Genomic DNA, 26,094 nt, shown 5'->3' with positions numbered 1-26,094 from the left:
ATTTCTCCTAGATTTCTTTAATTTTGGCTAGCATAGTTATAGCTGCAGTTTCGGCACGTAATATTCTTTTACCTAACGAAACTAATTTAACATTTTCGCCAGCAGCCTCACAAATGTTATCAATCTCGTTTTGACTAAAACCACCTTCAGGCCCTACTAAAATTAGGCAATTTGTTGCTAGATTATCAATTTGCCAACTAGGTTTAATGAGTTCATGAGCTACATAAATTGTGTAATTTTGCTCCTTATATAATTTAATTATTTGTTGCAATTCAGTAGGTTTATCTAAATATGGAATTATATTGCGAAATGATTGCTGTGCTGCTTCTTTAATTTTAGTATTTAGACGATTTATTTTATTATCAGAACCAAATATAAACTCAATTTGGTTGCGGTTACAATAATGACTTATAAGTGGAATGATTTTTTTAACACCTAATTCAACTGCTTTTTCAAGCATTATTTCAAAACGACTAGGTTTAATTATAGGGGCTGCTAAAACAATATCACCTTTAAACTCATGATCTATGTTCTCTTTTGAGTGAATTATTGCTTTATTAGTGTTTGCTATTAAGTTGCATTTATAAAATTCACCTTGAAAATTTATCAAAAATTGGTCATTTTGTAATCTTGCAACCTTAATATGATGCAATAATTCCTTGTCGAGAATAAAATAATCACCTTGTTTTGTATCACAAAAAAATCTATGCATATCACACCTTTATACAATAATTATTATACTTAAAAATTATTCATTTTGAATATTATAATTTTACCAATACACACATTTTTGAGTACTTTATGAAAAAAACTGACCACAAAGGTCAGTTTAAATTTTTATTAGAAATCAGGTAGTTTATGACCACTAGAATCGATGTTTGTTTCAGTTGTATCGGTGTTATCAATTATGCTTATGCTGCTTGTTAATTCTTCAATACTTGTATTAACGTTTTGTTGACTTTGATCAACGTTTTGAATTTCTAGTTTATCAATATTTTCTATAGCTATAAAACTAAATTCTGCTACTTCAGCATGCTTTTCATTACTTTCTGTAAAGCTTATACCTATTTTTGAATGGATTTTTTGGTCTAGTTGATATTTTTCAATAAATGTATTTCTTAATAATTTAAGAGAATTATAATTAATTTTTTGATCGATATAGAAATGAAGCAAAAGACTACTTAATTTATTAGGTTTTTCAAGATAATTTGATGAATTTATTGCTACTTCAATTGCATTAGAAACGCAACTATCACCTTGAGCTTTCCCTTTACTAATTATTAATTGACCACCATTTGATAATAATGCAAGGATATCATTGTAGTCAATGTTGATATGCATTTTGCTTGAAATCATTTCTTCGATAATATTGATCATATTTTTTACAGACATGTCTGCAATCTTAAGAATTTGTTGAAAAGGTAAATCTTCATATTGCTCTGCAATTTTTTCATTGTTAACAATAACATATGAATTAACTAATTTTTGCATTTTTTCAATGCCATATTGAGCTATATTATTGATTTTTGCACCTTCAAATTCACTAAAAGGACTTATCATAATTGCTAAAGTTAAAATATTAAGTTCGCGAGCAACTTCGGCTATCACTGGACTTGCCCCTGTTCCAGTTCCGCCACCCATTCCCGAAACAATTATTAATAAATCTGTATTAGCAAGAGCTTGCTTAATTTCTTCAATACTTTCTTGTGCTCTTTGAGCACCTACTTCAGGATTGCCACCAGCTCCAAATCCTCGTGTGTTTTTACCTAAAAAAATCTTATTTTCTACTTTGCTTTTTAATAAATCTTGGTTATCTGTGTTAGCTATTAAAAGTTCAATTTTTGTTGAGTTTTCTTGCTGAAAAGCATTAACGATATTGCTTCCAGCACCACCAACGCCAATTATTTTAATGTTAACAATGTTATCATCCATTAAATTAACTCCTTTGTATATCTAAACACGATGATTTTTTAGTGAAGCAAAGATTTTTTGTATGAAGTTTTTTGGTTTAATTTCTTCAAGATTGGTCAATGTTTGTACTAGATCTATTTTTGACTTATCAAAAGTTAGTATAGCTGCACCTAAATGTGTGTTTTCTAGTGCGCTTATTTGTGCTTCATAGTCATCATACAGTTGGCATTTTATTCCAAATTCTTTGGCCAAAAGATATTGGAATAATCTAGAGTTGTCTCCCTTAATAATGAATTCAACTTTTTGGCCTTCTGGATAGTTTTTGTCGTAATTTTCCTCTACAGTTTTAAGTGTATCGGTAAAGCATTTATATAGGATATTGAAAATTTGTTGTTCATTAGACTCATTTTTTGTTTCATTTACATAATGTTCTCAATTATTTAGTATTGATTTAACATATGGAATAATTAAAATGTCACTTACTTTTGCTATATTTCCACATACTTTAAAAAGTTTTGTGAAGTTTAACTTGCTTTGAGTGCTGATTAATAATGTTGTATTGAAACAATTGTCAATTGACAATGTTTTTCAATCAAAATCAATCAAAATTGAGTGATTTTTAACTTCTTGTGATGCTAATAAACAACTTTGCGGACTAAAAATATTGCTTAATTCTATTCCGCTGCGTTTGAACAAATCCATTAGTTTTGCATACATTTTGTTGTCTTTTTTAATGACTCATAATGCATAGTGCATAATTAATTTAGATCCGTTTTTATCAATTGGGAATGAAGAATATTTTTTTCGTTGATCATTATCAACAACTTCATAGATAAATACACTATCGTTTATCAAGTCATAATTTTTGTTTGAGCTTGATTTTGCAATGTATTTTTTGTAGTTGTTTATGTGTGTTTTGTTTATTAAATTATCTACTTTTTGCTCAAAATGATTGGTTAAAATATCAATTTGAACTAAATTTGGATCTAAGATCAAGTTAAACGAAACTTTAGAACGTCTTAAATTAATGTATTTTTTACTAAATGCTTTAATTTGTTGTATTAAAGAACCTAATTCTTCAATATTTGCATATTTTTGATTAAAGTTAGCAAGCACATTGTATGCTGAATTTGTGCAATAAACAATACTTGCGGTTGCTAAATATTTCTTTATTTCGATATTTACAGCAATATTTTTCATTGTGCTTACCTCCTTTAATTATTTTAGTTTGCTTAAAACTCTTAATCGAGCACTGCGTGAACGATTATTTATTTCAAGTTCATCACTTGATGGATTGATTACTTTTACACTGAATGTTTTTTCTTCTTTTATTGGCATTTTTATTGGTAATTTATCTTTTATTAAATCACCAAAAAAATTTTTAACTATTCTGTCTTCTAATGAGTGAAAGGTTATTATTGCTAAGTGAGCATTAGTTTTCAACAATTTAATACTTTGCGCTAGCATTTGCTTTAATGAATCTAATTCATTATTTACTTCGATGCGGATTGCTTGAAAGATTGCTTTGCAAGGGTTTTTTGCTTTTACAATTTTTGCAGGCAATGATTTCCTAATGATGTTGGCTAATTGTAATGTTGTTTCAATTGGTCGATTTGCAACGATGGCATTCGCAACTTTATGTGCAAGCTTTACTTCTGCGTTATCGTTTAAAATTCTTGCAAGTGATTTGGCATCATAATTATTAACAATATAGTGAGCATCTAGTTGTTGAGTTGTATCCATTCGCATATCTAGACGAGCATCTTTGTTATAACTAAAGCCTCTTTGGCTATTATCAATTTGTGGAGAAGAAATACCTAAATCTGCAATTATTCCATCTACTTGATCTATTCCAATTTTTGCTAATTCTTGACTTATGTTTTTAAAATCTGAATGAATTAGTGTGAAATTTTGACTTATTTTGCTCAAATGAACGCGACTTTTCTCTATCGCAAAATCATCTTTATCAAAACAAATCAATCGACCTGTAGTTAGTTTTTGCAAAATTTTTGCTGAATGACCGCCCATTCCTAAAGTTAAATCTACATAGACACCTTCAGGATTAATTTTGAGAGCATCAATTGTTTCATTTAGCAACACTGAAAAGTGATTGTCTAACATATTAACTTTTCTCCGCTAATGCTTGAGCAGCCTCTTGTAATTGTTCTACACTCATTGACTCGTTGTAATTTTGATATTTTTCAGCAGCTCACATTTCAACTGAATTGCCTACTCCTACAAAAATTACTTCTTTTTGGATAGCACTTTTGATAAGTATTTGTTTTGGAATAATGAAACGTCCTTGTGAGTCAAGTTCGATTTCATGAGTATTTCCTAATCATCAACGTTTCAACAAACGAGCATTTTTATCATAAATGCTTTGTGAAGTCAAATTAGCAGTCAATGAATCAAATTCACTTTTGCTACGTAATTCAACAATATCATCAAGGCCAATAGTCAAAAAAAAGCTCGATCCAAGTGCATCACGCAGCTTTGCGGGCAACGCTACTCGGTTTTTGACATCGATATTTCGTTCATACTGTCCGTACACCACTTACCTCCACTATCCACCACTATTCTACAACTTTTTAATACATATTCGTATAAAAAAACACAAAAAAAATTAATAAATCACCACAATAAGCCACAAAAAAGAAAAAATGCGATTTTTGCATTAAAAATGAAGCAAAATCGCATTTTTTACATTATTAGACTTATCCACATTAATCCACATTATTTAGCAGTCCAAAGACATGAGTTACATCAACAATCTTACCGAGAATTGTTATAAAATCACCCTCTTTTAAAATACTATGTCCATTTGGCAATATGCTTTCAGAAGCACGCTTAATAAGTACTACTGAAACACCTTTATCAACAAATTTGCATTCTTTAAGTGTTTTGTTAATGAATTTTGGAGAAGTTAAAACGGTTGTACCCATTACAAAACCATCGCCCAATTCTTGTAAGTCAAGTGAATATTTTGCAAAGTAGGGATTAGCAGCAAGTAAAGCAGTTCTTACACCTGCTTCTTCTTCAGGACGAATAATTACATTAACTCCAATTTGTTTTAAAACATTAGCATGCCGTGATGATCTTGCACGAGCTATTATGCTTGTAACTTTTAGTTCAAATAATGCTGCAACTATTTCAATATTATCATTTGTTGCAACTACCACTATATCCATGTCAGTTATTGAAAGAGTTTTTAATGTTTTTGGATCAGCAGCATCAGCAATAACGAGTTTATCAACTGTGTCTGAAAAAGGTTTAAGATTTTTTTCATCTTTATCAACCACCATTAAAGAAACATCTGTATTTAGAAGTTGTCTAATAATAGCGCTTCCAAACCTTCCTACACCAATAACACAAATATTTTGAATAGATTTTTTCTTCATATTGCTCCTTTTGCATCTTATTATATTCTAAATAATTATTTTAATTATGTTATACAATTTATGTTATGAAAAAGCAAAATGATGCTCAACAAGGTAATAATTACTCCAAATTGACTTTTAAACAATTTTTCAATAAAATTATTTTAAAAATACGCAAATTATCAAAGGTTAGAATTATTTTTCTAGTCCATTTATTTGTTATTTTGCTATCAAGTTTAATTTTATTTAGTCCTTTGGCTCAAACTGGTGATGTTAATGTATCATATACTGACGCAATTTTTACAACTGCTAGTGCATTTAGTGACACAGGTCTTGTAACAGTAGATACTTATAAAACTTGAAACGCTTTTGGTCAAGCACTTATAGCGATATTAATTTTGGCTGGCGGGATTGGAATTTTTGTATTAAAAGTCTTCTTTATTTCATTAATTTTGCCAAATTCCAAGAACTCAATTTCTGAGATGGGCATTGTTTCTCATGAGCGTGGTTCAGATGATTTTGGAACTACTAAGAAAATAATATTCAACTCAGTAGGTTTTTTATTAATAACAACGTTTATTTCGGGTATTTTTCTAACACTTTATTTTTATTTGTCTAGTCCGCTTCCTGCAGGTGATGAATTTTTACATGGCGATTTTGTTTCGCCAAAAAGCGATTTTGCTTTATCACTACGATATGGTTTTTTTCATTCAATCTCCGCACTAAATAATGCTGGTTTTGATATCATAGGTAAAAAATCATTGCTTTCTTACTATAACAATGTTGGCTTGCAAGTTTATTTTTCATTTTTATTTGTGCTTGGCGGTCTTGGTTATCCAGTAATTTATGATATTTTAAGTTTTATTCGTTTTCGAATCATTCATAAAGGACCATATAAAAAACGTTATGTGTTCAAATTAATAACAAAACTTTCTTTATTGACTTACTTAATCACAACATTTTTTGGCTTTATTTTTATTCTTTTGTTTGAACTTATGGCTCGAAACTCATTAGCAGGTGATTCGTTTTGAGATCGCAGAGAATATGGTTCATCACCGCTAAAAATTTGGCACCTATTTTTCCTTTCAATTTCAACAAGGTCAGCTGGCTTTAGTACTGTCGATCTAGGTCATATAAGTACTGGAAGTATTGCAACAATGACTATTTTAATGTTTATTGGTGCTGGCCCTGTTTCAACAGGTGGTGGAATTCGTACAACAACTATTGCAATTTTAATTATGTCTATAATTGCAAGAATAAAAGGACAAGATAGTGTGCGAGCCTTCCGAAGACGAGTTGATGAAAAAACTGTAAAAATGAGTTCAATAATATTCACCACTTCAACATTACTTGTTGTCTTGTTTAGTTTAATTTGCACAACAAGTCTCGATCGTTATGGAGGTGAACTTGATGCAAATAAATATGACTTCTCACACATTATTTTTGAAGTTTCTTCAGCGTTTGGAACATGTGGTTTAACCACCGGAGCAACAAGTCATTTCAATCTTGTATCTAAAATTTTCTTAATAATAATAATGTTTGTTGGTCAGTTTGGTATTAGTAGTACTGTGCTCGTTTGAGGCAATAAAATAAATAACTCACGCAAAATTGACTACATTCATGAAGAAGTTATGATAGGTTAAAAAAATGTCTAAGATACATTTTTTTATTGACTTATTCAATAAATATTAATAAAAATTCAATAAAATTGATTTATATGTTTGTATATATTGTATTATTTATGTACAAGCACAAGGAGATATATGGCTAGTAAAAAATCACCATTAATAAAATATTATCTTGCAGAAAAATTCGATAAAAATAGAAATATAAGTTTCAATCTTAAAAAACAAGGTCTTAAAACTCACGAAAACTACAAAACATTCCAAAAAGCACTAGAAACATTCATTGAAAAATCATTAGCATCAAAATCACCTACTAAAGTTTGATTTCACCGTGAAGGCGCATTCAAAGGTACTGCTTCACTTGAGCAATGTTATGTAATTTTAAAACGTATTAAAGAAGAAAAAACCAAAGATGAACACGTAATTGAATTCATAAATCAAGAACAATTAGTTGAAAAATCAACTCCTAAAAAAACAAATAAACAAGAAGAAGTAGAAGTATTCACAGAAGAACATTTAAGTGAAGAAAATGACCAAAAATACTCAAAAATGAGTGCAGACGAGTTTTCTGAACTTGTTTCAGTTGCAAAAATTTATGCAAGTGTTAAACCAAATGACAACACATTTGACTTATGTCATAAAAACATTTTTTGCACAAATGATCTAGAAGTAAAAATTGAGCAAATAAATGTATTGTGCAAAAAAATTGCTCTAATGCATTTTAGACTATTCAAAGATGACCAAACTTCAGACCTTTTAGAATGCGTATTTCTTTTCGATACATTAAAACCAGGTCAAGACAAACTTTATGCAACTGATGAAATTTTTAGAGTTGAAGACTTTAACGATTTATTGGATCATTCAAATATCTATATAGATAAAGATAATGTCACAAGTGCTATTGAATTGAAATGTAGTCATATTATGTCTGATTCGAGTCTAGATGCTAAAATAATTTCAATTAATGTTACTGATAAATATAGAGCAGTTGTTGATTATTTCTTTACTAAACACAACTATGTTTCAGAGATCAAGAGAGCATATTTTGATTTTAATAATCAAAACGAAGAAAGCAACAAATTATATGAAACTGTTTTAGCACCACAGCAAGAATTAATTGAACAAGAACAAGTTATTGAACAACAAGAAAATGAACAACTCGAGCAACCACTTGAAGTTACTGAACAAATTGTTGAAACCACTAAACCAGCATCAACATCAAAAAAATATGAAACTATAATTTGACTATTAGTAAATCTAATAATTATAGAATTAGTCATAATTGCTTTACTACTTGTTCTACAATTTACCTAAAAATGCAAAAAAATGCAATTTGCATTTTTTTTCTTTGTTTTTTTAAAAATTAGTATATATTTTTTATATATAAAAAATATAGGAGAATTATGAGAAAATACAATGGTGTACACTATGATTTAGACAAGTTTTCGCAGACTTTAAAACTTAGAGATTTTTATCATGAACAACTATTATCAGCCCCTGTAGGGACGCCTAAAGGTTTTAAAAAATTCGGAGGTTCATCGATCGGAAATATTTTCGAAACAGACGCATATAAAGGTAAATTTTTAGCATTTTTACACATGACTAGACTTTCACTTCCTTTATTTCAGAAGAAATATACTGCTGCTGGTGAAGCGGTTGAACCTAAAATTTTTGAAGAGATGAAAAAAGCAAACCCTGCATTAGATATTCAACACATTGAAGCAGCAAAAGTCGGTTATGATTATTTTAAAGGTGTCCATGATATTTTAGGTGGAGTCCCTGATGGAATTATTCCTTCTAAAAAAATTGTTCTTGAAATGAAAGCTGTACAAGCAAAAAAACAAGCAATATGAGAAGAAAACAACAATTCAGGAGTGCCTTTAGATTATCGAAAACAGGCTCAATTATATGCTTACCTATTAGGATATAACAAATATTCAATTGTTGCTGCTTTTCTTGAAGAGCAAGATTATGCAAAACCAGAACTTATTGATGTTACGCAAAGAAACATTGGTATTTATAGTTTTACAATAGAAAAAGCTAAGGTTGAAGATGATATTAAAGAAATAACTGACTTTTTTACTCATTATTCAAGAACTGGAATTAGTCCACAATATGATGCAAGAAGAGATTACAAGGTAATTGAATATCTAGAGTGCCACAACGAACAGGAATGAGAACAATTATTTAACCGTTGAAAAAGATTAGGGGACATCGATGAAGATATTGACTTTAGCCAAGTTAGATAAAACTACAGCACAACCAATCACACTAAGTCATTTTCGTACATTTCTCAATTCACAACCTTATTTTATTTGAGCTAAGCGAAATGTAGATGGAGATATTGAATACATTCCAAATCTTGATGCAAATGGTTTTAAACTTTATGATTTAGATCAAAACAATAACTCTTTTAATAATCTGACTTCTCATGATTTGTCTATATTTAGCGATTTTGATGACGATGATGACACTCTTGAAGATGAACTTTTTAATCACTATCACTCAAAAGAACTTAAACTATTTTTAAATAGTGAGTGAAATTATAAAAGCGAAAATATGGGGATGTTTTCGAAAGCTCAAAAGCAAGCAGTAGATTTTATTGTTGCTAATCATAATTTAACTTTTGATGAAATTTATTTCAATTCGCGTATTTATCCAGTTGAAAAACTCCACCAAATTGGAGAAAATTTCAATGAATTTATACAAAATGATACAAAAAAAATGATTATCGACCCTGCTTTTGTGTATTTACATAAAAGTGCTAATGGTATTAATTATTTACCAAAATCAAGTTGTTTTGCATATTGCAAAGAACACAAATCGCTTTATTTCTTTAAAACAAAAGATAAAACATCTCTTTCTGATTATCAAAATGCATTTTTTACCTACAAAATTGCAACAAAAATGAATGTTGATGTAAAAGAAATAAAATTTATTGTATTCGATTGAGATTTAAACAGTTATAAAAAAGAGATCATACCTTTCAATGTTATTCATGGCTGCAACTCATCAAATTCTAATTCTGGTGTCAAACGAGATGGTGAAAACATGTTTAAAAGTGATGATGAACTTAGAATGCGTGGCATGATTAATTCTGGTCAGGCAATGGAGATTGCTTTAACATCACAGAACGCTATTCCAACTGTCTTTGCATCAATAACTGAAGGTAAAGTCTGAAAAAATGCTAATATAAGCGATCTTAAAAAGTACTACAACGATAACAAAAAAATAGATATTAAAAAAGTATCTGTAGAATTTGACGATTTTGATGAAATTATTGAAAAAATAATAGAAGCAAGAGATATTGCACAGCCTACTTATTCTATTAAACAAGGCGATGAATACGTTTTTGATTGCACTGTGGATTCAATATCACCTTGAGGTAAAAATCCAGAAATACAAAAAATAAAAAATCTTTATTTAGGCACTCAATATTTATATTCAACAGGCAATAACGGTACTGGAAAATCTTTAAGAACATCATTAACTCAACAATATATTGATGAACATAAACAAATTGTTGATAAGTTATATAGTTTTCCGAACTACTTTACAAAGGATGCTATTGACTTATTGAAGTTGTTAATGATTAAGGATGAGAGAATTGTTTGATACGACTATGAGGGGGTAAGTTCCTTAGTTCCTCTATTTGATAATCTTAAATCATGAAATCAAATTCCTCACCAAGTTTCAATAATTGTTACGCAAAATGGTCGTCAAATTCACTCCGAAGATATATTAAAAGACCCTAAAAATATAAATTTAATTGATCTTGTTGATGTGATTCTTGCTGTTTATCAAAATAAAGCACACAAATACGTAGTATTTAATAAAAACTATGAAAATACACGTAACTGAGAAATTAGAGATCTTGTTAAAAAATATTATGATAATGGCAACATTGAATTTATTAGTAAAATGCAACAAAGAGGTATAGATTCTTGACTCGAATTTAATAGTATTGTCAAACATATAAACACCAACACAATAGATTTAGTTGATTTCTTCTCAAAAAACGCTGGATGCGAAATGTTTTTTACATCTAATTACATTAAGCATAATCAATATCACAAACCAATCTTTGAACTTGATTTTATTAATTTTTCAGGTTCTCAGCGACAATATTTAGACTTATGTTCTTCATACAAAAATGCGTTTTTTGCAGATAAAAGTCTTAAACCAATCAGGATAATGGAACTGCTAGGATTTACAAGCATAAAAAAATTAGAAAAATTGATCACTAAATCAGGCTATAAATACAAAAATGAAATTAAAGAGTATGCTACGCTTGAAATAAAAAATGGTTCAATGGCTCTTGAATTAGCAATAAGTCGTGCAAACAATACAACTAAAGACTTAGAATGAGCAGCAAAAAGTGATAAATTGAAAGAATATTGCCATAATGATGTTGTTGCAATGATTGTTGTTTATGAATTTGTCTTAGGTCTTGTTGCTAATGTATTTCCTAATATACACGATTTAGAGTACAAAATTCACTCTAATCAAGAAATTGAACTAGATTTTGAAAACAAAAAGTTATTCATTAAAGGTACTCAAAATGAATAAGTATGCAGATATTTTCATAACCACTACTGACACTGTATGTGGAATAGGCGGTCCAATAAATGATGAAACATTAAAAAAACTTTATGTTCTTAAACACAGACCAGCAAACAAAAAAATAATGATCTTAGTAGGTTCAATTGAACAAGCACGTAAATTTAAACAATGAAATAATGAGGCTGATGAGTTTGCTAAAAAATATTGACCGGGTAATTACTCAATTGTTGTAAATAATCAAGGATTTAGAATGCCAAACCAACAAGGACTTATCAACTTTTTATTAGATAAAGGTCCAATGTATGTCACAAGTGCAAATATTTCAGGTTGTGCGCCTATTGAAATTTCACAAGCAGCAAGCATTTTTCCTCAAATTTCCAATGTCTATGATTTTGGTCAACCTAGTGGCCAAGCTAGCAAAATATATAATTTAGACACTCATCAATGAATACGTTAAATTAAGCACATAATTGAAAATATTTCCACAATTATGTGTTTTTTGTTGATTTTTTTTGCCTTAAATGAAAATTTATGAAGCACAAATGCAATCTTAAGTTAATAATTATTCATATTTTCATTGAGGAGGAAATATGAATTTAGAAACAAACCAATGACAAGCAAGATATATCAAGTGATATATGAAAAAATTAAACCTTTCAAAACAAGGTTTATTAAATTATGTAAAAAAACACTCAATAAAATTATTAAATTTCCTTGTTATGGTCAACTTATTTAGAATAGCTAATGATGCAATAGGTGACTTTAACAAACTTAGAGCATATCAATATGGAATTATCTATACAGGCGTGCACAGAGACTTCGTATCAAAAAGCGATGAAGACTTTGTTGATTATGTATTAAACGCTTCTGATGCACAAAATCCAAAAACCTATGAAATTCTAGAAAAAGCATTCTATTATGTATCAACATGCAAAAACTTCGACTTTATGGAACAAATGCATGAATTCGATTTTTGAAAAAATAAATTTGGTCGAGCAGACATGTCAATAAGAAAAAATGATATTAGTGATGCAGATAAGCTAAAATTGAAAAAAATTTATAATCAAATTCCAGACAATACCGCCGATCTTGAATACATTTTTATCAATGATTACCACTTTGTTTGAGATAAAAAAGATTCTGAATGAGTTAAACAAAACTATGCAGAATTGATTGAAATGTCTAGAAAATATGACCTTACTAACCCTGTATTTGTCAAAGCAAAAAAATGCTCAAAGTCTCCAAAAAACTAGTCTAATTACGCGTATTTAATTTATACAATAAAAAAGACTCAAATCTAACATGATTTGAGTCTATTTTTGTCTACTTAAAATATTAAGTTATTATTGTTGTGTGGTTTGTTGTGCTTGTTGAGAATTGTTGTGTTGATTGTTAACTACACGCACACGTTCTTTGGTGAAAGGCATTAGAGCCATAAATCTTGCTCTTTTAATAGCCATTGCAACTTTTCTTTGGTCTTTAGCTGATAAACCAGTTAAAGATCTAGCTTTAATTTGTCCAGTTCCTGTAACAAATTTGCTTAATAAATCAATATCTTTATAATCGATGTAATTTAGGTTTAATTCTTCAATTAAACTTCTACGACGTTTGTTGAAACCTTGTTTTTTATTACGAAATTTAGGCATTATTCCTCCCTAGTCTAAATTATCTTCAACACCATCAAAATCATCAATTACAAACTTATTATTAACAGGGATATTTTGGTTTTGCTCTGTATATTGCGTATCACGCTCATTTAATGAGTTTGAAGCAAAATTATTTGCTTGTTGATGTGTTGCTCCAGTAAATTTAGATTGATTAGATGTTTGGTTTGAATATGAATTTGCTCTATTTTGTGAATTTATTTCTCTTGCTTCTCTTTGTTGTCTTGTTTCCAATGATTGCAAGTTTTCAATTGTTACTTCATATGTTCTTACTGTTTCACCGTTTTGAGATCTAAACGTTCCAGTGGTAAATCAACCTTCAATTGAAACTAATGAACCTTTAGACAATACTTTACCCAAGTAATCAGCAGTCGCTCTTCAAGCAACCACAGGGATAAAATCTGTTACAGGCTCAGTTGAATTTGTTCTTCTTGCAACTGCAATAGATGTACGTGCATAAGTAATTCCACTTGGTGTACTAAATACTCTAACATCATTTGCGATGCGTCCAACTAATAAAACTTTATTCATATTTTGCCTTTCACATATTATTGTTCTTTAATGTTTTTTGTAATTTTTTTGGTTTCTTTTGTGTCGTCGTTTTTAATAATTCTTTTTTCTGTTCTTGGTTTGTCTTTTAGATATGCTTTAGGTCCTTTAACACCTTTACGTGGTTTTCCAAAACCTTTTTCGCTATCTAAATTGATAACCAATTGTCTTCAAATTTCTTTTGAAATGTTTGAACGACGAACGAATTCAGCGATTAATTTTGATTCTGAATTAACTTCGATTAAAAGATATTGTCCTTGAGTTGAATGGTTAATTGGATATGCTAAATTAGTGTTTTCTAATTTTTCAGCCTTTGAAATGTTTGATTTTCCGAAGACACTTTCAACTAATTCAAAACCAATTTCGTGGTTTGCTTTAGGATCTAGTATCATCATAATTTCATATTTATGCATACATCCTCCTTTTGGACATCAGGGTCATTTGACCAAGGAGTAAAATTTACTCTTGTCAATTATATCAAAAGGTTTTATATTTAATAGATTGCAATATTGATTGATTTTTAATCTATTTTAGCTTCTTATTTTTTTACTAATATACACGTTTTTGAGTACTTTTTAAACATTTTATAAAGAGATTGTTGAACAAAAAAACACCTATGCTGATTAAAAAAAATATTTGAAATGTTCAAAAAAAATGAAATTTATTTAAGCAAAAAAAATCATTTTTTTGTGTTTTTTAAATTTATCTAATTAATTGTGGTAAATTTAATAGCATGAGCAAATTAGTTATAGTTGAGTCACCAAATAAAGTTGAAACCATTCAAAAATATTTAGGTAGTGATTATGAAGTAATGGCTTCGGTTGGCCATATTATGAAGTTATCAACTAAAACCATAAAAGGTAGTCCTATAAAAGGTGTTGATATTGCACAATGAGAACCTGTTTATATTTTAGATTCAAACAAAAATAATAAAGCAACAGTCAAAAAACTTTCAAACGCAGCAAAAAAAGCAGAACATATTTACATTGCAACTGACCCTGACCGTGAAGGTGAAGCAATAGGCGAACATTTGGTTAAATATTTAAATTGTTTAAATAGATATTCAAGAATCAAGTACAACGAAATTACAAAGGATGCAATATTAAATTCTATTGCTAACCCTTTAAAACTAGATCAATCACTCATTGATGCGCAAAAAGCTAGAAGAATGCTTGATAGAATAATTGGTTTTAGTTTATCTAACCTACTTAAACAAAAAATTCGTAATGCACCAACTAATCTTTCTGCTGGTCGTGTTCAGTCAATTGCATTGAAATTAATCGTTGATCGCGAAAGAGAAATTGAAGCATTTGTTCCAGTGCTTTACCACAAGGCATATGCTCAGATAAACGAAAATATTAAGGCTGATTACTTCAATGATGCAAATAAATCAGGCGAAAAAGATTGAATTTATCCTGAACAAAAAGCTCAAATTGAAGAGCAAATGTTTAGTTTGCCAAAATCAGTAATTGTAGAATCTATTAAACAATCTAAAAAAAGTATTGCTGCAATTACGCCTTTAAAACAAGCTACACTATACAAAAAATCACCATTTAATTCAAGTAGCACTCAACGAGCTGCGCAAAATCTGTATGAGGGTTATGGTGATGGCGGTTTAATTAGTTATCCACGTACTGATTCCACACGTTTAAGTCAAAATTTTATAGATAATGCACGAGTTTATATTAGAGAAAAATTTGGCGATGAGTATGTTGCAAAAAATATTAAAGGTTTTTCAGGTGATCAAGATGCTCACGAAGCAATAAGACCAACTGACATAACTCTAACACCTGAAAAAGCAAAAGAAAAATTCAGCCTAGACAACTATGACTACCAAATTTATAAACTCATTTATGAACATACTTTACAAGCATTAATAACTCCGCCACAAAGAATGTCTAAGACCTATATTTTTGCAAAAGAAAACTTAAAATTTAAATTTATAGCTAGCAAAATTCTTTTTGATGGTTACTATGTGGTTAAGGGCGACAAAGAAGAAAATATAGACCCTAATTTCATTGCTAATCAAGTCATTGATGTGCAAGAATTCAAAATTACAGATCACCAAACTAATCCACCAGCTCGTTATAGTGAAGGTTCATTGATTGAGGCTCTTGATGAGATCAAAGTTGGACGTCCTTCTACATTTGCTTCTACTGTTCACATTGTCCTTGATCGTCAGTATGCAAAAAACATTAATGGTGCATTGAGACCTACCCCTATTGGTTGCACAGTTGTTGATAAACTTGTCAAATCATTTCCAACAATCATTGAGGAAAACTATACAGCACGTGTTGAAGATGCATTAGATAAAATTGCAAGTAATGAAAAACCATATAGACCTGTTATGCAAGACTTTTGAGATAGATATAGCAAGGTTTTTGAAGAAGCAAAAGAAAAAATGATTTTGACTGAAATGCCTATTCCTTATCTAGAAGAGCCTTGTGAATTGTGTAAAAGTAAACTTGTTGTACGTGTTAATAAGAAAAAAGGAACTGAATTTGCTGGTTGCTCAAATTTTCCTAATTGCAGATTTACAAAAAGCTTATAGTAAAAAATTTACCAAAAGTACTCAAAAACGTGTATTTTTGGTTTTTTAATACACTAGCAAAAAAAATAATCACTTACTAATATATATATTAAAATATAAATATATTCATATATGTAGAATGGACTAAATGAAATTTTTAAATTACCTTACTTATTTATTTAAAAATATAATTTTAAATTTTATAGTCATTGTTGCTATATTGTTTTTTGTTCATTTTTCATTAAGTATTCATTATTCAAATAATTTTTCACTACTTAATTCTCTTAAATATATTGCAAATATACTAATATTCAACTATGGAACTATTCAACTTGATACACAAAAAAGTGTTGTTGACTTATTTAACCCTTATTTTCTATTAAGTTTTGTAATCTTGTTTATAAGTTTTATTTTAAGCTTCATTATTGGTTTTTTAATTTCGTATAAATTGGCCAAAAACTCTCAAAATTATTGATTAAAATCAATAAATACAATTGTTTTTATAGTTAGTTCAATACCAATTTTTATTTTAGGAGCACTGTTAATTATTCTCAATAACTCATTAAAATTACCAATTATTTATATTGATAGTTTTTATGAAAATTATGCTGCAACCATTCTATCATTGTTGGTGCCAATTTTAACATTGATTATTGTCGTTGTGCCTATGATTGTTGCATTTAACTACCCTATTTTGAGAAAAATAATACAAAGTCAATACTATACACATGCTCTTGCAATGTCATATTCAAATAGAAAAACATTTTTTAGTGTCATTGTGAGAAACTGAATAGCACAAGGTGTGCAAAATTTTGTTTATATCTACATCTTCCTAATTTCATTTGGTATGGTTATTGAACGATTTTTCTATATACCAGGCCAATCTTTTATCTTTCAGTATCTCAAAGATAGAAATTACTTCAATTTATTGATGCATACAATTTTAGTTAATATTTCTATTGTTTTTGTTATTAAATCAATTTCTGATTTAGTCAACTATTCTTTAGATGTTGAAAAGAATATGAAGGTTTTTAGACTGCGAGGTATAAAATGAGTAAGATAATTTCATTTAAATTTGCAGCAAAAAAAACAAAAAATAAGCAATTAATGAGTATTTCATCACGAAAATTACTTCAACACGATGCATTTATTCCGCTTTCTTCTTGACGTCGTTTTTGAGCTAAATTCATTAGCATTAAATCAAGTATACCTACTCTAATTTTGTTATTTTTATTCTTTATACTGTTGATTTTCAGTGCATTATTCTACAACCAAAGTCCATTTAAAAGTATAAATAAGGCTTATGCATTAAATTTTGAACTTCCTTCTAGTCTAAACCCTTGAAAAAACATTGTGCTTCCTCAATCCGATGAATTAAATGTCTTTCAACAATTTGCAAAATTGCAACCTGACGCAGTTAAAATATCACGGATTATCGACCAAAAGGACGGCCTACAAACATTTAGCGTTTCTTATAATGCCTACTTACTTTTTAATGACACTAATATTCATCTATTAGGAACCAATTCAAATGGAGTTGATATTTACTCAAGAATGATCTATACAATTGGTTATGTTTGCTTAATAGCAATAGTCTCAGGAGTTGTTTCATTAACTCTTTCAACTTTTTTAGCATCTTTTTTTGCTGTTTATTTGAATAAACAGATCTCTAAAACTATTGAAAAAATATTTACAACTTTTGCATTGATTCCTTATTTATTTATTAGTCTAATACTGTTTTTGATCTTTGATATAAATGTAGTAAATGCGATAGTAATATTTAGTACATTGAGCTCAATTTCTTTATTTATTAATGCTTATCAAAAATCTATAGAAATACTCAAAAATGAGTACGTAAATGCAAACATAGCAACCGGTTTTTCTAAATGAGATATTTTGACCAAAACTACTCTAAAACCAGTGTTTATGTCTCAATTAATTCAAATTGTTGAACAAATTAATATCATTTTTGTTTGTTATAGTGCAATCAGTATTTTTGATATCAATACAACTTCTTTAACTATAGGAACAAGCATCAAAGAATCACTTAATTTAGTAGGTCATAATCCTTATTATCTAATCATTCAAACTGTTTTAATTTCAACCTTTGTATTCTCCTTGAAGTCCATATCATTTGCACTTAACTCTGCATACATTAATGAAAGGGGGCAAGATGCTTAAAAAAATATTTCTTACACCAGCACTTCTAACTCCTTTATCTATTGTTGCTTGTTCAAATAGTTATGTTTCTAAAGACGCGTATGTGATTGAATATAACAAACCTAACCCTAATATTGATAATTTTGCACAGGTTTCTGGTGTTTTTGGTTCAAGAAATACATTACACGATTCTCTAGTAGGCAACTATTTTTTAAGATATAAGTTTATAGGCGAATCAAAATACGACTACTTAAACAATTACTTTTTACATGAAGGTATTTCAGCTAAATTTATGAAATTTGGTTTTATTAAAGCAATCAAATTGATAAATATAAATGGTGAAGAACATCTTTTTGATAGCGACGATGATGATGTTTTTGATAAACCAAACAAATTTATTCCTCGAGACATAAATCGTGGCTATCAAAATTATCTTTACACACTTAAGAGCAAGAATCCAAGATCAATAAATTCAAACAATTTTATACAAAAGTTATCAACAGCGTCTAAAATTGAGTTTATTTTCAATGAGCAAAAATGATACGATTCAAAAGGCAATATAACAAATAATGACTTAAAACCTACAGATGTAATTAATTCATTCAAGCGTGCAGAATTAAGTTCTAATCAGTTAAATTATTTAAGTCTTGTCGGTTTTAAAGATCTTCTTAATTTGACCAAAACTACTGAAAAATCAGTAATTTTCACACTAAATGAGTCAATACAACCTAATACTTTATTGAGCGAAATATTGAATAACAAAATTTTTAGCGCGTATAAAGAAAATCATTATGCTGGCTCATATTATTTATTTAAAAATGATGCAAAACACACCAAATATAAATCACTTAAAAACAGTGACATAAAGACAGTAATACTCAAATACAACTCACTAGGCAAGACTGATATTGAGACACACAGACTTCACTTAATAAATGAGTATAATCAAGGTCTTATAAGTTCTCAAAACATTTCAACATTTAATAATTTGCAACAGCAAAATCTAATTCAATCATTTAAAACGCAAAATTCTAAAACAAAATTAAATATTGTACAAACAAAAAATAACTCAAAAAAATTAAGCATTCTTTTCAAGGATAAAAAGCAAAACGATAGTGATTTTAGTAAATTAATGTTTGGAAAAAGTAATAAATTAAGCGATCAGTATAGACATTTTTACAATGGTCCTGGACTAATTTTTAGGAATAATATTACTCAAATATTAAATAAATTTAGCATCAATTTCATTGCAAACAAAACACAATATTATGACAATTTTATTAATCCTGATGCACAAATTACAAATGCATTTAACACAAATTATGTTCGTATAAGAGATGCTTATGACCACGTTAATAATAATATTATTTTTAATGAAAATGGTGATATTACTCAATATTATTCTGATGAAAATAAAGCCAAGTACTATACAAATGAAAGTTACATAAATTTACGAGAACAACTCAAAAATGTGTATTTTGGTAAAATAAAAGATAGTCTAACAAAGCTTTTAAACAACAATAATATTACTGCACCTATTGATATTTTCATTCCAATAGAAACAACAAAATTAGACATTAATTTAATCAATGAAATAGAAATTTTATTAAATAATATTGATAAAAGACTGCGATTTAAATTAACTAACTTGCATGATGAAAAAAGCAAGACTGACTACAACTTTATTGATTTAGATGCAAAATCAACTCAAGAATATTTAACTAAAATTTTGAGTGCTAGAAGTAATAATTTGCTTATTGCTCTTGATTACATAGATGAACAAAAATTTCCTTATTTAGCAAGACTTAAAAAAATGTTTGAGACAGAGTTTCATTACAAATTTAAACAAAATGTTGATGAATTGAGTTCGCTAATTGAGTCTAACCAATTCAAAGCAAATATTGATTTATTTGTTTTTAAGGTGCATAAAATGATAGGCTATTTCGATATCATTAAACTAATAAACGAGATAAAAGTTCTGTATTCAGTTCCTTATGACTTGGATTCAAACATTGATTTAGATAACTTTAAATATGAGTTATTACAACCATGATTTACTAAACCAACAAGAGATGATGATTTAATATATTTTGAAGACATAAAGGTAGACGGAGTCTAATGAAAAATCTTAAATATCTTGCATTAACTACATTAACTTTGCCTATTGCAACAATTAGTTGCAATAGTGTTTTCAATGCAGAAATTAACAAAAACATCACATATAAATTAAGTGATAATAAAAATATCTTCGATACTTTTACACTTGAGCAACTTAAATTAATAAACAAATACCAACCAATCTATAGCTCAATAAATGGAGTAAATTTAACTTCAAATGATATAAAGTTTAGTGATCATGAAATAGCAATAAATTACAATTCTAAATTGACCAAAACTACTCAAAAACCAGTGCAAAAGTTAAATTTAGTAATTCAGAAGCAAAATGATTTTAGTTATATAAAAGGTTCATATTCGGAACCTACAAATTTAACTAATTATGATATCTTGTTCGAACAAAAAGATTATTTATTCGAACAAGATGATGTAGACTCTCCCGATATAAACAGCATATTAAAAAGATTAACTAGCGAGAATTTAAACAGTGCTTATAACACATTAAATCCTAACTTTATTCCTGCTGAATGAATTAGAGCGAATGCTTGAAAATTGAACACTGAGCAAATAAAATACTGAGAAGATTACATTTTACTCGACCTTTTGAGATTTAATTTCGGCAACCTTAAACCAATAGCGAGAGTGAAAATTGATGTGGTTGGACTTATAAATAAAAACAAAAATTCTAATTATAAGATTGCTCCAATCATTAAAATTGATTTATTAGATAAAGATAATAAATCGTTGTTAAATAAATATAAAGACAAAGAATGAGTTCTTGCAAAAACAAAAAAATCAAGTGTTAATGAATTGGTTAGATACTTAATTCCAAAAGAAAATTATGAGCAAAATAAATTTCAAAGTGTCTTTAGAAACTATGACACAAAAAGCGATTTCAGTTCAACACTTGACATTGATGAGGATGAGGTTCTTTTTAATGAGTATGTAAATGGCTACATTGGTGATATTACTTTATTAATGTACAAAAATCAACGTTCCTTGCATGATAATCAATACGAATTTTATGTAAACCCAAGTAAAAAATTTAATCATGCAACAGCAAGATCGTTTTTATGGTTTCTAAAGCATGATGGATCATTAGATACTCATAATTATTCACAAATCACCAGCAATAATAAATTGAACAAATATTTTGAAATTGAAGTTCCTAAAAGTCGCAAAAATATAGACAAAAAATACATAATAAAGGAAGCAAAAATTAATAATAAATATCTTGATGGATCGCACTCTCTTATTGAAATTTTGGTTGAAGTACAACGTCTTCATGATCTACAACCTAAATTTTATAAATGGTTTTCGATAGATTTTAACTCTCATTATCACACATTTGCAAAATATAAAACAAAACCAGATTTTGATTTTGATGATAATAAAAATAGATATGGCTTTGTATCTATCAATCGTGAAAAAGGTGACTTTAAAGTTAAAAAAGAACAAATTATTGATCCAAATGATTTCTTCGAAAAAGCACTTTTGAAATTATTGAGTCTTCAAGTTTATAAATTTAAAGATGATTTATCTCTTTTTGACAATAAACCTTTTAGTTCATATGAAGCACACAAAATACTGAAAAATGAGTACTTTTGGGAACAATTTAAGACTGGAATAGGTATTGATCTATTTAAATATTTAATTGGTAAAAACACTGATTCAAACACATGAATTGATGATATTGCAATAGACAAAGACAGTATTAAAGTCGATGAAGAACCAGGCACAATAACATTTAAAATTGATTTTTTAGACAATAAAAGAAAATCAATTTTAAACGAAAAAAATCGCTCAAAAGTAATAAAATTTTATGGGTTCAATGGTACCAACAAAACCTTGATTAACAAACAGATAAGTCAACATAATATAATAAGCTCTAACTTGGACTATATTTTAGACATTTTAGAGGACAAAAATACTAATGATAAGCAAAATAAAATAATAGATTATTTTGCTTGGAAGGAGTAAGATGAAAAAATTAAGCTTATTAGCTTCTGTTTTTGCATTTTCACCTGTTGTTATGACTGCGTCTTGTTTTTTGGATGGCACTTTTGTTGAAAAAGAAGGCGAATGACGTCTAAATGAGTTAGAAGGTCTTGAAAATTACAAGTCAATAAAACCTGGATCTGTTCATATCGAATATAAAAATCAAACCTCTCAAGAGTTTAGACATAAAACACTATTGCCTAAAATTAAAGATATTGAAACTGAAATTGAAAATACTGGCGCATCAAAAGATTTAGTCAATAAAATCAATAATTTTATAAAGCGAAATTTTGTTATTAAACTTACAGCATTAAGACCTCACAAAGGTTGAGACACTAAAAACTCATATTCACATATTCATGAGGAACAATTAAATGATATTTCTAAACCAAGCACCAAGGTATTGGCTTTTCAAATGCTTCTAACAACGCAGCCTAAAATTGTGTTTGGTTATGAAAATGGTAAATTATATTTTGAAGCTTCATTTGCTTCTAAAAACGTTGATCAGGACAATACATCAAAACCGCAATATTACTTTAAACAAATGTTTGAAATTGAGATTTAAGGAAAATTTTGGACAATAAATTACACTCATTTTATTCTTATCTCTCTGAAACATTGCAATTAGGCGGTGGTGTATCCAAATTTATTTTTGGATTTTCGATCAGTTTATTATTGATTTTAATACCTGTAATTGTTGCAACATTTGTACCGCTAATTTTTAAAAAACCTAAAAAAGAGTTTTCAATTTATCTTTATTCGTTTATAACTGGAATGTTTATTATTCTTGGAACATTTGGATATTTACGTGAATCAATTGAAATAACTAGTAGTGGTGCTGGATTAAAAGGTGAAAATATTCCAACTGCAAATATTTACATTTACAACATCCTTTGTGTTGGAGGTGGTGCATTAATTGGAATTACACTAGCTTTTGGTGTGAAAATACTGGTTTATAAAATAATCAAAAAGAAATATAACTTAAAAAATTCAGTGTTTATTCATGTCCACGGAATGGGCGAAGAGCACACTCATGGTGATGAAGTTCATGAACACCACCATGAAGATCATATTTTTAACGCAAATGATCTTGCAAATATTGAGCATAATGAATCAAATGCGGTTGCAAAAAACAAGTGAACTGCACTAATTTTATTGCTTTCGCATAGAATCCCGGAAGGCTTATTAATTGGAATAAGTTTAGCGAACTTGATAAATAATCCTAATGTTTCAGCAATTTCAGTAGCTTTTTTCATTTCATTTGTTTTACACACAATACCTGAAGAGATTGTTTTTTACTATCGCCAACGAGAAATGGGTATATCGAGCACATTTGCTGCATTAAACTCAATGGGTGCACTATCATTGATAATTCCTTTTATTTTTATCGGACTTTATGGTGGTGATTTTATCGAGTCTATTCCTGCATTGAAAGCAGTTATAATGGCAATAGTTGGTGTTGTAATGGTCTTCACTGCAATAATGGAATTTTTACCTGAGTTCTACCATCATAGAATGGGTAAAAAACGATGAATATTAACCTTTGCAATGTTCTTTTTAGGAGTATTGTTCACGATAATTGTTTTATCATTCCACAAACATGGCACATAGTATCACTTGCACTAATTCTGCAAGTGATTTTATTTTTAATTTTACGTTTAATACTGAAAAATGAGTATATTGGGAAATTATATGTAATGAATTTAAATGTATAATATGTAGAAACGGAGACATTATGCAGCAAAATAATTATGTCAAATACAAAAAACATGCAAAGAACTATTTTTGAGTGTCTATAGTTTCAACTCTAGCAACTCTTTTGATTGCTGTGTGTTGAGCAAGAGGTATAGAACCATTTGCATTTTCAACCACTCATCAAACTAATTCAAAAATTTGATTTACAATATACCTTGTTTTTATACTTTTATTATCATTAATAGTTATTTATGGAATTAGTGTAATTAGTATCATAAATATATTTGCTATAAAACTTGAAAAGTTAAAAACTTTTCAAGATGAAAGTGATGAAGCAAAAAAAGCACAGTTAAGTGCTAAAAAAACTGCAATTTTACTCGATGTAATAAGCTTAAATAAACATCTTTCATACGAAATTTATCAGACTAGTTTGCAGGAATAATCAATAATATTGTTCAATGAATTGACAAAATAAAAAAATAGACATTGAATCCTTTTCAGGAATTGTTCTATTTTTTTATTTTCTAAATTTAAAGGTGTTTTGGTTCAAAACATCTGGCAGGAGTTAAAGGAATCGAACCCTTGCAAGCAGTTTTGGAGACTGCAGTACTACCACTATACTAAACTCCCATATTTCATTTACAAATTAATATTTGTAAATGATTATTTAAATTTATTTACCGAACTTGAAATGACAAATATCACCATCTTTCATAACATAGCTTTTGCCTTCAGAACGTATCTTTCCTGCTGCTTTTACTGCTTGTTCTGAGCCTAACTCTATAAAATCCTCATATGAAATAACATCGGCTTTAATAAATTTGTTTTCAAAATCAGTGTGAATTATACCTGCACATTGTGGTGCCATCATTCCATCATGAAAGACTCACGCTCTTACTTCAATCTGACCAACAGTAAAATAAGTTTTTAATTTTAATAGATCAAAAGCTTCTCGAGTCAATAAGTCAAGGCCACTATGTTTTATTTCATAACTTTGCATAAATTCATTCATGTCTTCTTCGGCAAGTTGTGAAATTTCACTTTCAAGTTGTACACAAATAGGCAAAATTTTTTCATTAGGCATACATGAATTCTTAAACTGTACATAAAGAGGATGATTTTGATATGTATGAATTTGGTCGGCTGCTATATTTGCAACGTAGATCATTGGTTTGAATGTTAAAAGATGATAACCTTTAATTATTTTTGCTTCTTCTTCAGTTAAATTTTTTAATTCACGAGCAGCTATTCCTTGTTCAAGCAATTTTTGCAATTTTGAACACAAATTTTGTTCAATAAGTGCGGTTTTATCGCCTGATTTTGCTTTTTTTGCTATTCTATTAAGCACATTTTTTATGGTTTCTAAGTCAGCTAAAATCAGTTCTAGATTGATTACATCTTTATCAGCAACTGGGTTAACTTGATTGGCAACATGCATTATGTTTTTATCCTCAAAACAACGCACAACATGAATAATTGCATCCACTTCACGAATATTTCCAAGAAATTTATTTCCTAAACCCTCACCTTTTGAAGCACCTTGAACAAGTCCGGCAATGTCAACAAAATCAAATGTTGCAGGCACTATTTTGTTAGGTCTTACAAGTTTAGCTAATTCATAAAGACGAGGGTCTTTCAAAGGTACTGAACTTATGTTTGGTTCAATAGTAGTAAATGCGTAGTTGCTTGCCTCTACTTGATATTTGGTTAAAGCACTAAATAAAGTACTTTTTCCAACATTTGGCAATCCAACAATCCCTGCTTTTAATGACATAAAACCTCCATAATAAGTAATAAGAATTTTATCATAAATTTCTCTTTTTTTTTGCAATGATTAGGCAAGTGTGCTTTATTGATGTTGATATATTTTTTTACTAAAATACACATTTTTGAGTACTTTTAGTAAA

General features: G+C 28.7%; 24 protein-coding genes and 1 tRNA gene. 14 read left to right on the top strand and 11 right to left on the bottom strand.

What is annotated here, in order from left to right; translation table 4 throughout:
- Positions 1-7: 7 nt before the first annotated feature.
- The 6 genes from E1I18_RS00190 to E1I18_RS00165 form a co-directional block, all read right to left on the bottom strand.
- Entirely contained in the window at positions 8-712 is a 705-nt protein-coding gene (locus E1I18_RS00190; protein ID WP_141483595.1) for a 16S rRNA (uracil(1498)-N(3))-methyltransferase, read from the bottom strand.
- A gap of 128 nt (positions 713-840) precedes the next feature.
- Positions 841-1,932 (bottom strand): cell division protein FtsZ, encoded by a 1,092-nt coding sequence (locus E1I18_RS00185; protein ID WP_141483594.1) that lies wholly within the window; start codon positions 1,930-1,932, stop codon positions 841-843.
- Between the two features lie 21 nt (positions 1,933-1,953).
- Entirely contained in the window at positions 1,954-3,111 is a 1,158-nt protein-coding gene (locus E1I18_RS00180) for an MAG3720 family protein (RefSeq protein WP_141483593.1), read from the bottom strand.
- Positions 3,112-3,129: 18 nt separating this feature from the next.
- The gene (rsmH, locus tag E1I18_RS00175) at positions 3,130-4,032 is read right to left on the bottom strand and encodes a 16S rRNA (cytosine(1402)-N(4))-methyltransferase RsmH (protein ID WP_141483592.1); all 903 of its coding nucleotides are present in this window, start codon (positions 4,030-4,032) and stop codon (positions 3,130-3,132) included.
- A gap of 1 nt (position 4,033) precedes the next feature.
- Positions 4,034-4,465, bottom strand: coding sequence for a division/cell wall cluster transcriptional repressor MraZ (mraZ, locus tag E1I18_RS00170; protein ID WP_235888464.1), 432 nt, complete (start codon positions 4,463-4,465; stop codon positions 4,034-4,036).
- 169 nt (positions 4,466-4,634) lie between these two features.
- Entirely contained in the window at positions 4,635-5,309 is a 675-nt protein-coding gene (locus E1I18_RS00165) for a potassium channel family protein (RefSeq protein ID WP_141483591.1), read from the bottom strand.
- A gap of 65 nt (positions 5,310-5,374) precedes the next feature.
- Between E1I18_RS00165 and E1I18_RS00160 the strand changes: the two genes are divergently transcribed.
- The 6 genes from E1I18_RS00160 to E1I18_RS00135 all read left to right on the top strand — a co-directional run bounded on the left by E1I18_RS00160 (position 5,375) and on the right by E1I18_RS00135 (position 12,729).
- Entirely contained in the window at positions 5,375-6,931 is a 1,557-nt protein-coding gene (locus E1I18_RS00160) for a TrkH family potassium uptake protein (RefSeq protein ID WP_141483590.1), read from the top strand.
- Positions 6,932-7,051: 120 nt separating this feature from the next.
- The gene (locus E1I18_RS00155; protein ID WP_141483589.1) at positions 7,052-8,227 is read left to right on the top strand and encodes a hypothetical protein; all 1,176 of its coding nucleotides are present in this window, start codon (positions 7,052-7,054) and stop codon (positions 8,225-8,227) included.
- A gap of 89 nt (positions 8,228-8,316) precedes the next feature.
- Positions 8,317-9,162, top strand: a complete 846-nt coding sequence (locus E1I18_RS00150) for an MAGa7180 family putative nuclease (RefSeq protein ID WP_141483588.1) — start codon at positions 8,317-8,319, stop codon at positions 9,160-9,162.
- Positions 9,131-11,482, top strand: coding sequence for a UU173 family protein (locus E1I18_RS00145; RefSeq protein ID WP_141483587.1), 2,352 nt, complete (start codon positions 9,131-9,133; stop codon positions 11,480-11,482). Before E1I18_RS00150 ends, E1I18_RS00145 begins: the two co-directional genes overlap by 32 nt.
- The gene (locus E1I18_RS00140) at positions 11,475-11,933 is read left to right on the top strand and encodes a Sua5/YciO/YrdC/YwlC family protein (RefSeq protein ID WP_141483586.1); all 459 of its coding nucleotides are present in this window, start codon (positions 11,475-11,477) and stop codon (positions 11,931-11,933) included. Before E1I18_RS00145 ends, E1I18_RS00140 begins: the two co-directional genes overlap by 8 nt.
- A 133-nt stretch (positions 11,934-12,066) precedes the next feature.
- The gene (locus E1I18_RS00135; protein ID WP_141483585.1) at positions 12,067-12,729 is read left to right on the top strand and encodes a hypothetical protein; all 663 of its coding nucleotides are present in this window, start codon (positions 12,067-12,069) and stop codon (positions 12,727-12,729) included.
- 90 nt (positions 12,730-12,819) lie between these two features.
- Here the strand turns inward: E1I18_RS00135 and rpsR are convergent, their stop codons facing one another.
- Genes rpsR through rpsF form a run of 3 tightly spaced genes read right to left on the bottom strand, consistent with a single transcriptional unit; the run spans position 12,820 to position 14,102 of the window.
- The gene (rpsR, locus tag E1I18_RS00130) at positions 12,820-13,122 is read right to left on the bottom strand and encodes a 30S ribosomal protein S18 (protein WP_141483584.1); all 303 of its coding nucleotides are present in this window, start codon (positions 13,120-13,122) and stop codon (positions 12,820-12,822) included.
- A 9-nt stretch (positions 13,123-13,131) separates the two neighbouring features.
- Positions 13,132-13,671, bottom strand: a complete 540-nt coding sequence (locus tag E1I18_RS00125; RefSeq protein ID WP_141483583.1) for a single-stranded DNA-binding protein — start codon at positions 13,669-13,671, stop codon at positions 13,132-13,134.
- A 17-nt stretch (positions 13,672-13,688) separates the two neighbouring features.
- Positions 13,689-14,102 carry a 30S ribosomal protein S6 gene (gene rpsF, locus E1I18_RS00120; RefSeq protein ID WP_141483582.1) on the bottom strand — a complete coding sequence of 138 codons (414 nt, stop codon included), beginning with the start codon at positions 14,100-14,102 and terminating at the stop codon, positions 13,689-13,691.
- A gap of 320 nt (positions 14,103-14,422) precedes the next feature.
- On the opposite strand from rpsF, the gene topA reads away from it, so the two are divergent.
- The 8 genes from topA (at position 14,423) to E1I18_RS00080 (ending at position 24,629) form a co-directional block, all read left to right on the top strand.
- On the top strand, positions 14,423-16,240 hold the full coding sequence (topA, locus tag E1I18_RS00115) for a type I DNA topoisomerase (protein WP_141483581.1): 1,818 nt from the start codon (positions 14,423-14,425) through the stop codon (positions 16,238-16,240).
- Between the two features lie 127 nt (positions 16,241-16,367).
- A complete protein-coding gene (locus E1I18_RS00110) occupies positions 16,368-17,282 on the top strand; it encodes an ABC transporter permease family protein (protein WP_141483580.1) in 915 nt (304 codons plus the stop codon).
- A complete protein-coding gene (locus E1I18_RS00105) occupies positions 17,270-18,400 on the top strand; it encodes an ABC transporter permease subunit (RefSeq protein ID WP_141483579.1) in 1,131 nt (376 codons plus the stop codon). The genes E1I18_RS00110 and E1I18_RS00105 overlap by 13 nt, the downstream gene beginning before the upstream one ends.
- Positions 18,393-20,498 (top strand): OppA family ABC transporter substrate-binding lipoprotein, encoded by a 2,106-nt coding sequence (locus E1I18_RS00100; protein WP_141483578.1) that lies wholly within the window; start codon positions 18,393-18,395, stop codon positions 20,496-20,498. The genes E1I18_RS00105 and E1I18_RS00100 overlap by 8 nt, the downstream gene beginning before the upstream one ends.
- The gene (locus E1I18_RS00095) at positions 20,498-22,474 is read left to right on the top strand and encodes an MAG3240 family lipoprotein (protein WP_141483577.1); all 1,977 of its coding nucleotides are present in this window, start codon (positions 20,498-20,500) and stop codon (positions 22,472-22,474) included. The genes E1I18_RS00100 and E1I18_RS00095 overlap by 1 nt, the downstream gene beginning before the upstream one ends.
- A 1-nt stretch (position 22,475) precedes the next feature.
- A complete protein-coding gene (locus E1I18_RS00090; RefSeq protein WP_141483576.1) occupies positions 22,476-23,057 on the top strand; it encodes a hypothetical protein in 582 nt (193 codons plus the stop codon).
- Between the two features lie 8 nt (positions 23,058-23,065).
- Positions 23,066-24,103 (top strand): ZIP family metal transporter, encoded by a 1,038-nt coding sequence (locus E1I18_RS00085; protein WP_141483575.1) that lies wholly within the window; start codon positions 23,066-23,068, stop codon positions 24,101-24,103.
- Between the two features lie 124 nt (positions 24,104-24,227).
- Positions 24,228-24,629: a hypothetical protein gene (locus tag E1I18_RS00080; RefSeq protein ID WP_141483574.1), complete on the top strand. Its 402-nt coding sequence runs from the start codon at positions 24,228-24,230 to the stop codon at positions 24,627-24,629.
- A 114-nt stretch (positions 24,630-24,743) separates the two neighbouring features.
- On the opposite strand, the gene E1I18_RS00075 is transcribed toward E1I18_RS00080, so the two are convergent.
- Positions 24,744-24,817, bottom strand: a tRNA-Trp gene (locus E1I18_RS00075).
- A gap of 43 nt (positions 24,818-24,860) precedes the next feature.
- Entirely contained in the window at positions 24,861-25,961 is a 1,101-nt protein-coding gene (gene ychF / locus E1I18_RS00070; protein ID WP_141483573.1) for a redox-regulated ATPase YchF, read from the bottom strand.
- Positions 25,962-26,094 lie beyond the last annotated feature (133 nt).

The organism is Mycoplasmopsis mucosicanis (genome assembly GCF_006546935.1).
Lineage (GTDB): Bacteria > Bacillota_I > Bacilli_A > Mycoplasmatales > Metamycoplasmataceae > Mycoplasmopsis > Mycoplasmopsis mucosicanis.
The sequence above is the reverse complement of the archived record's forward strand: the minus strand, read 5'-3'. Positions and strand labels throughout refer to the sequence as shown.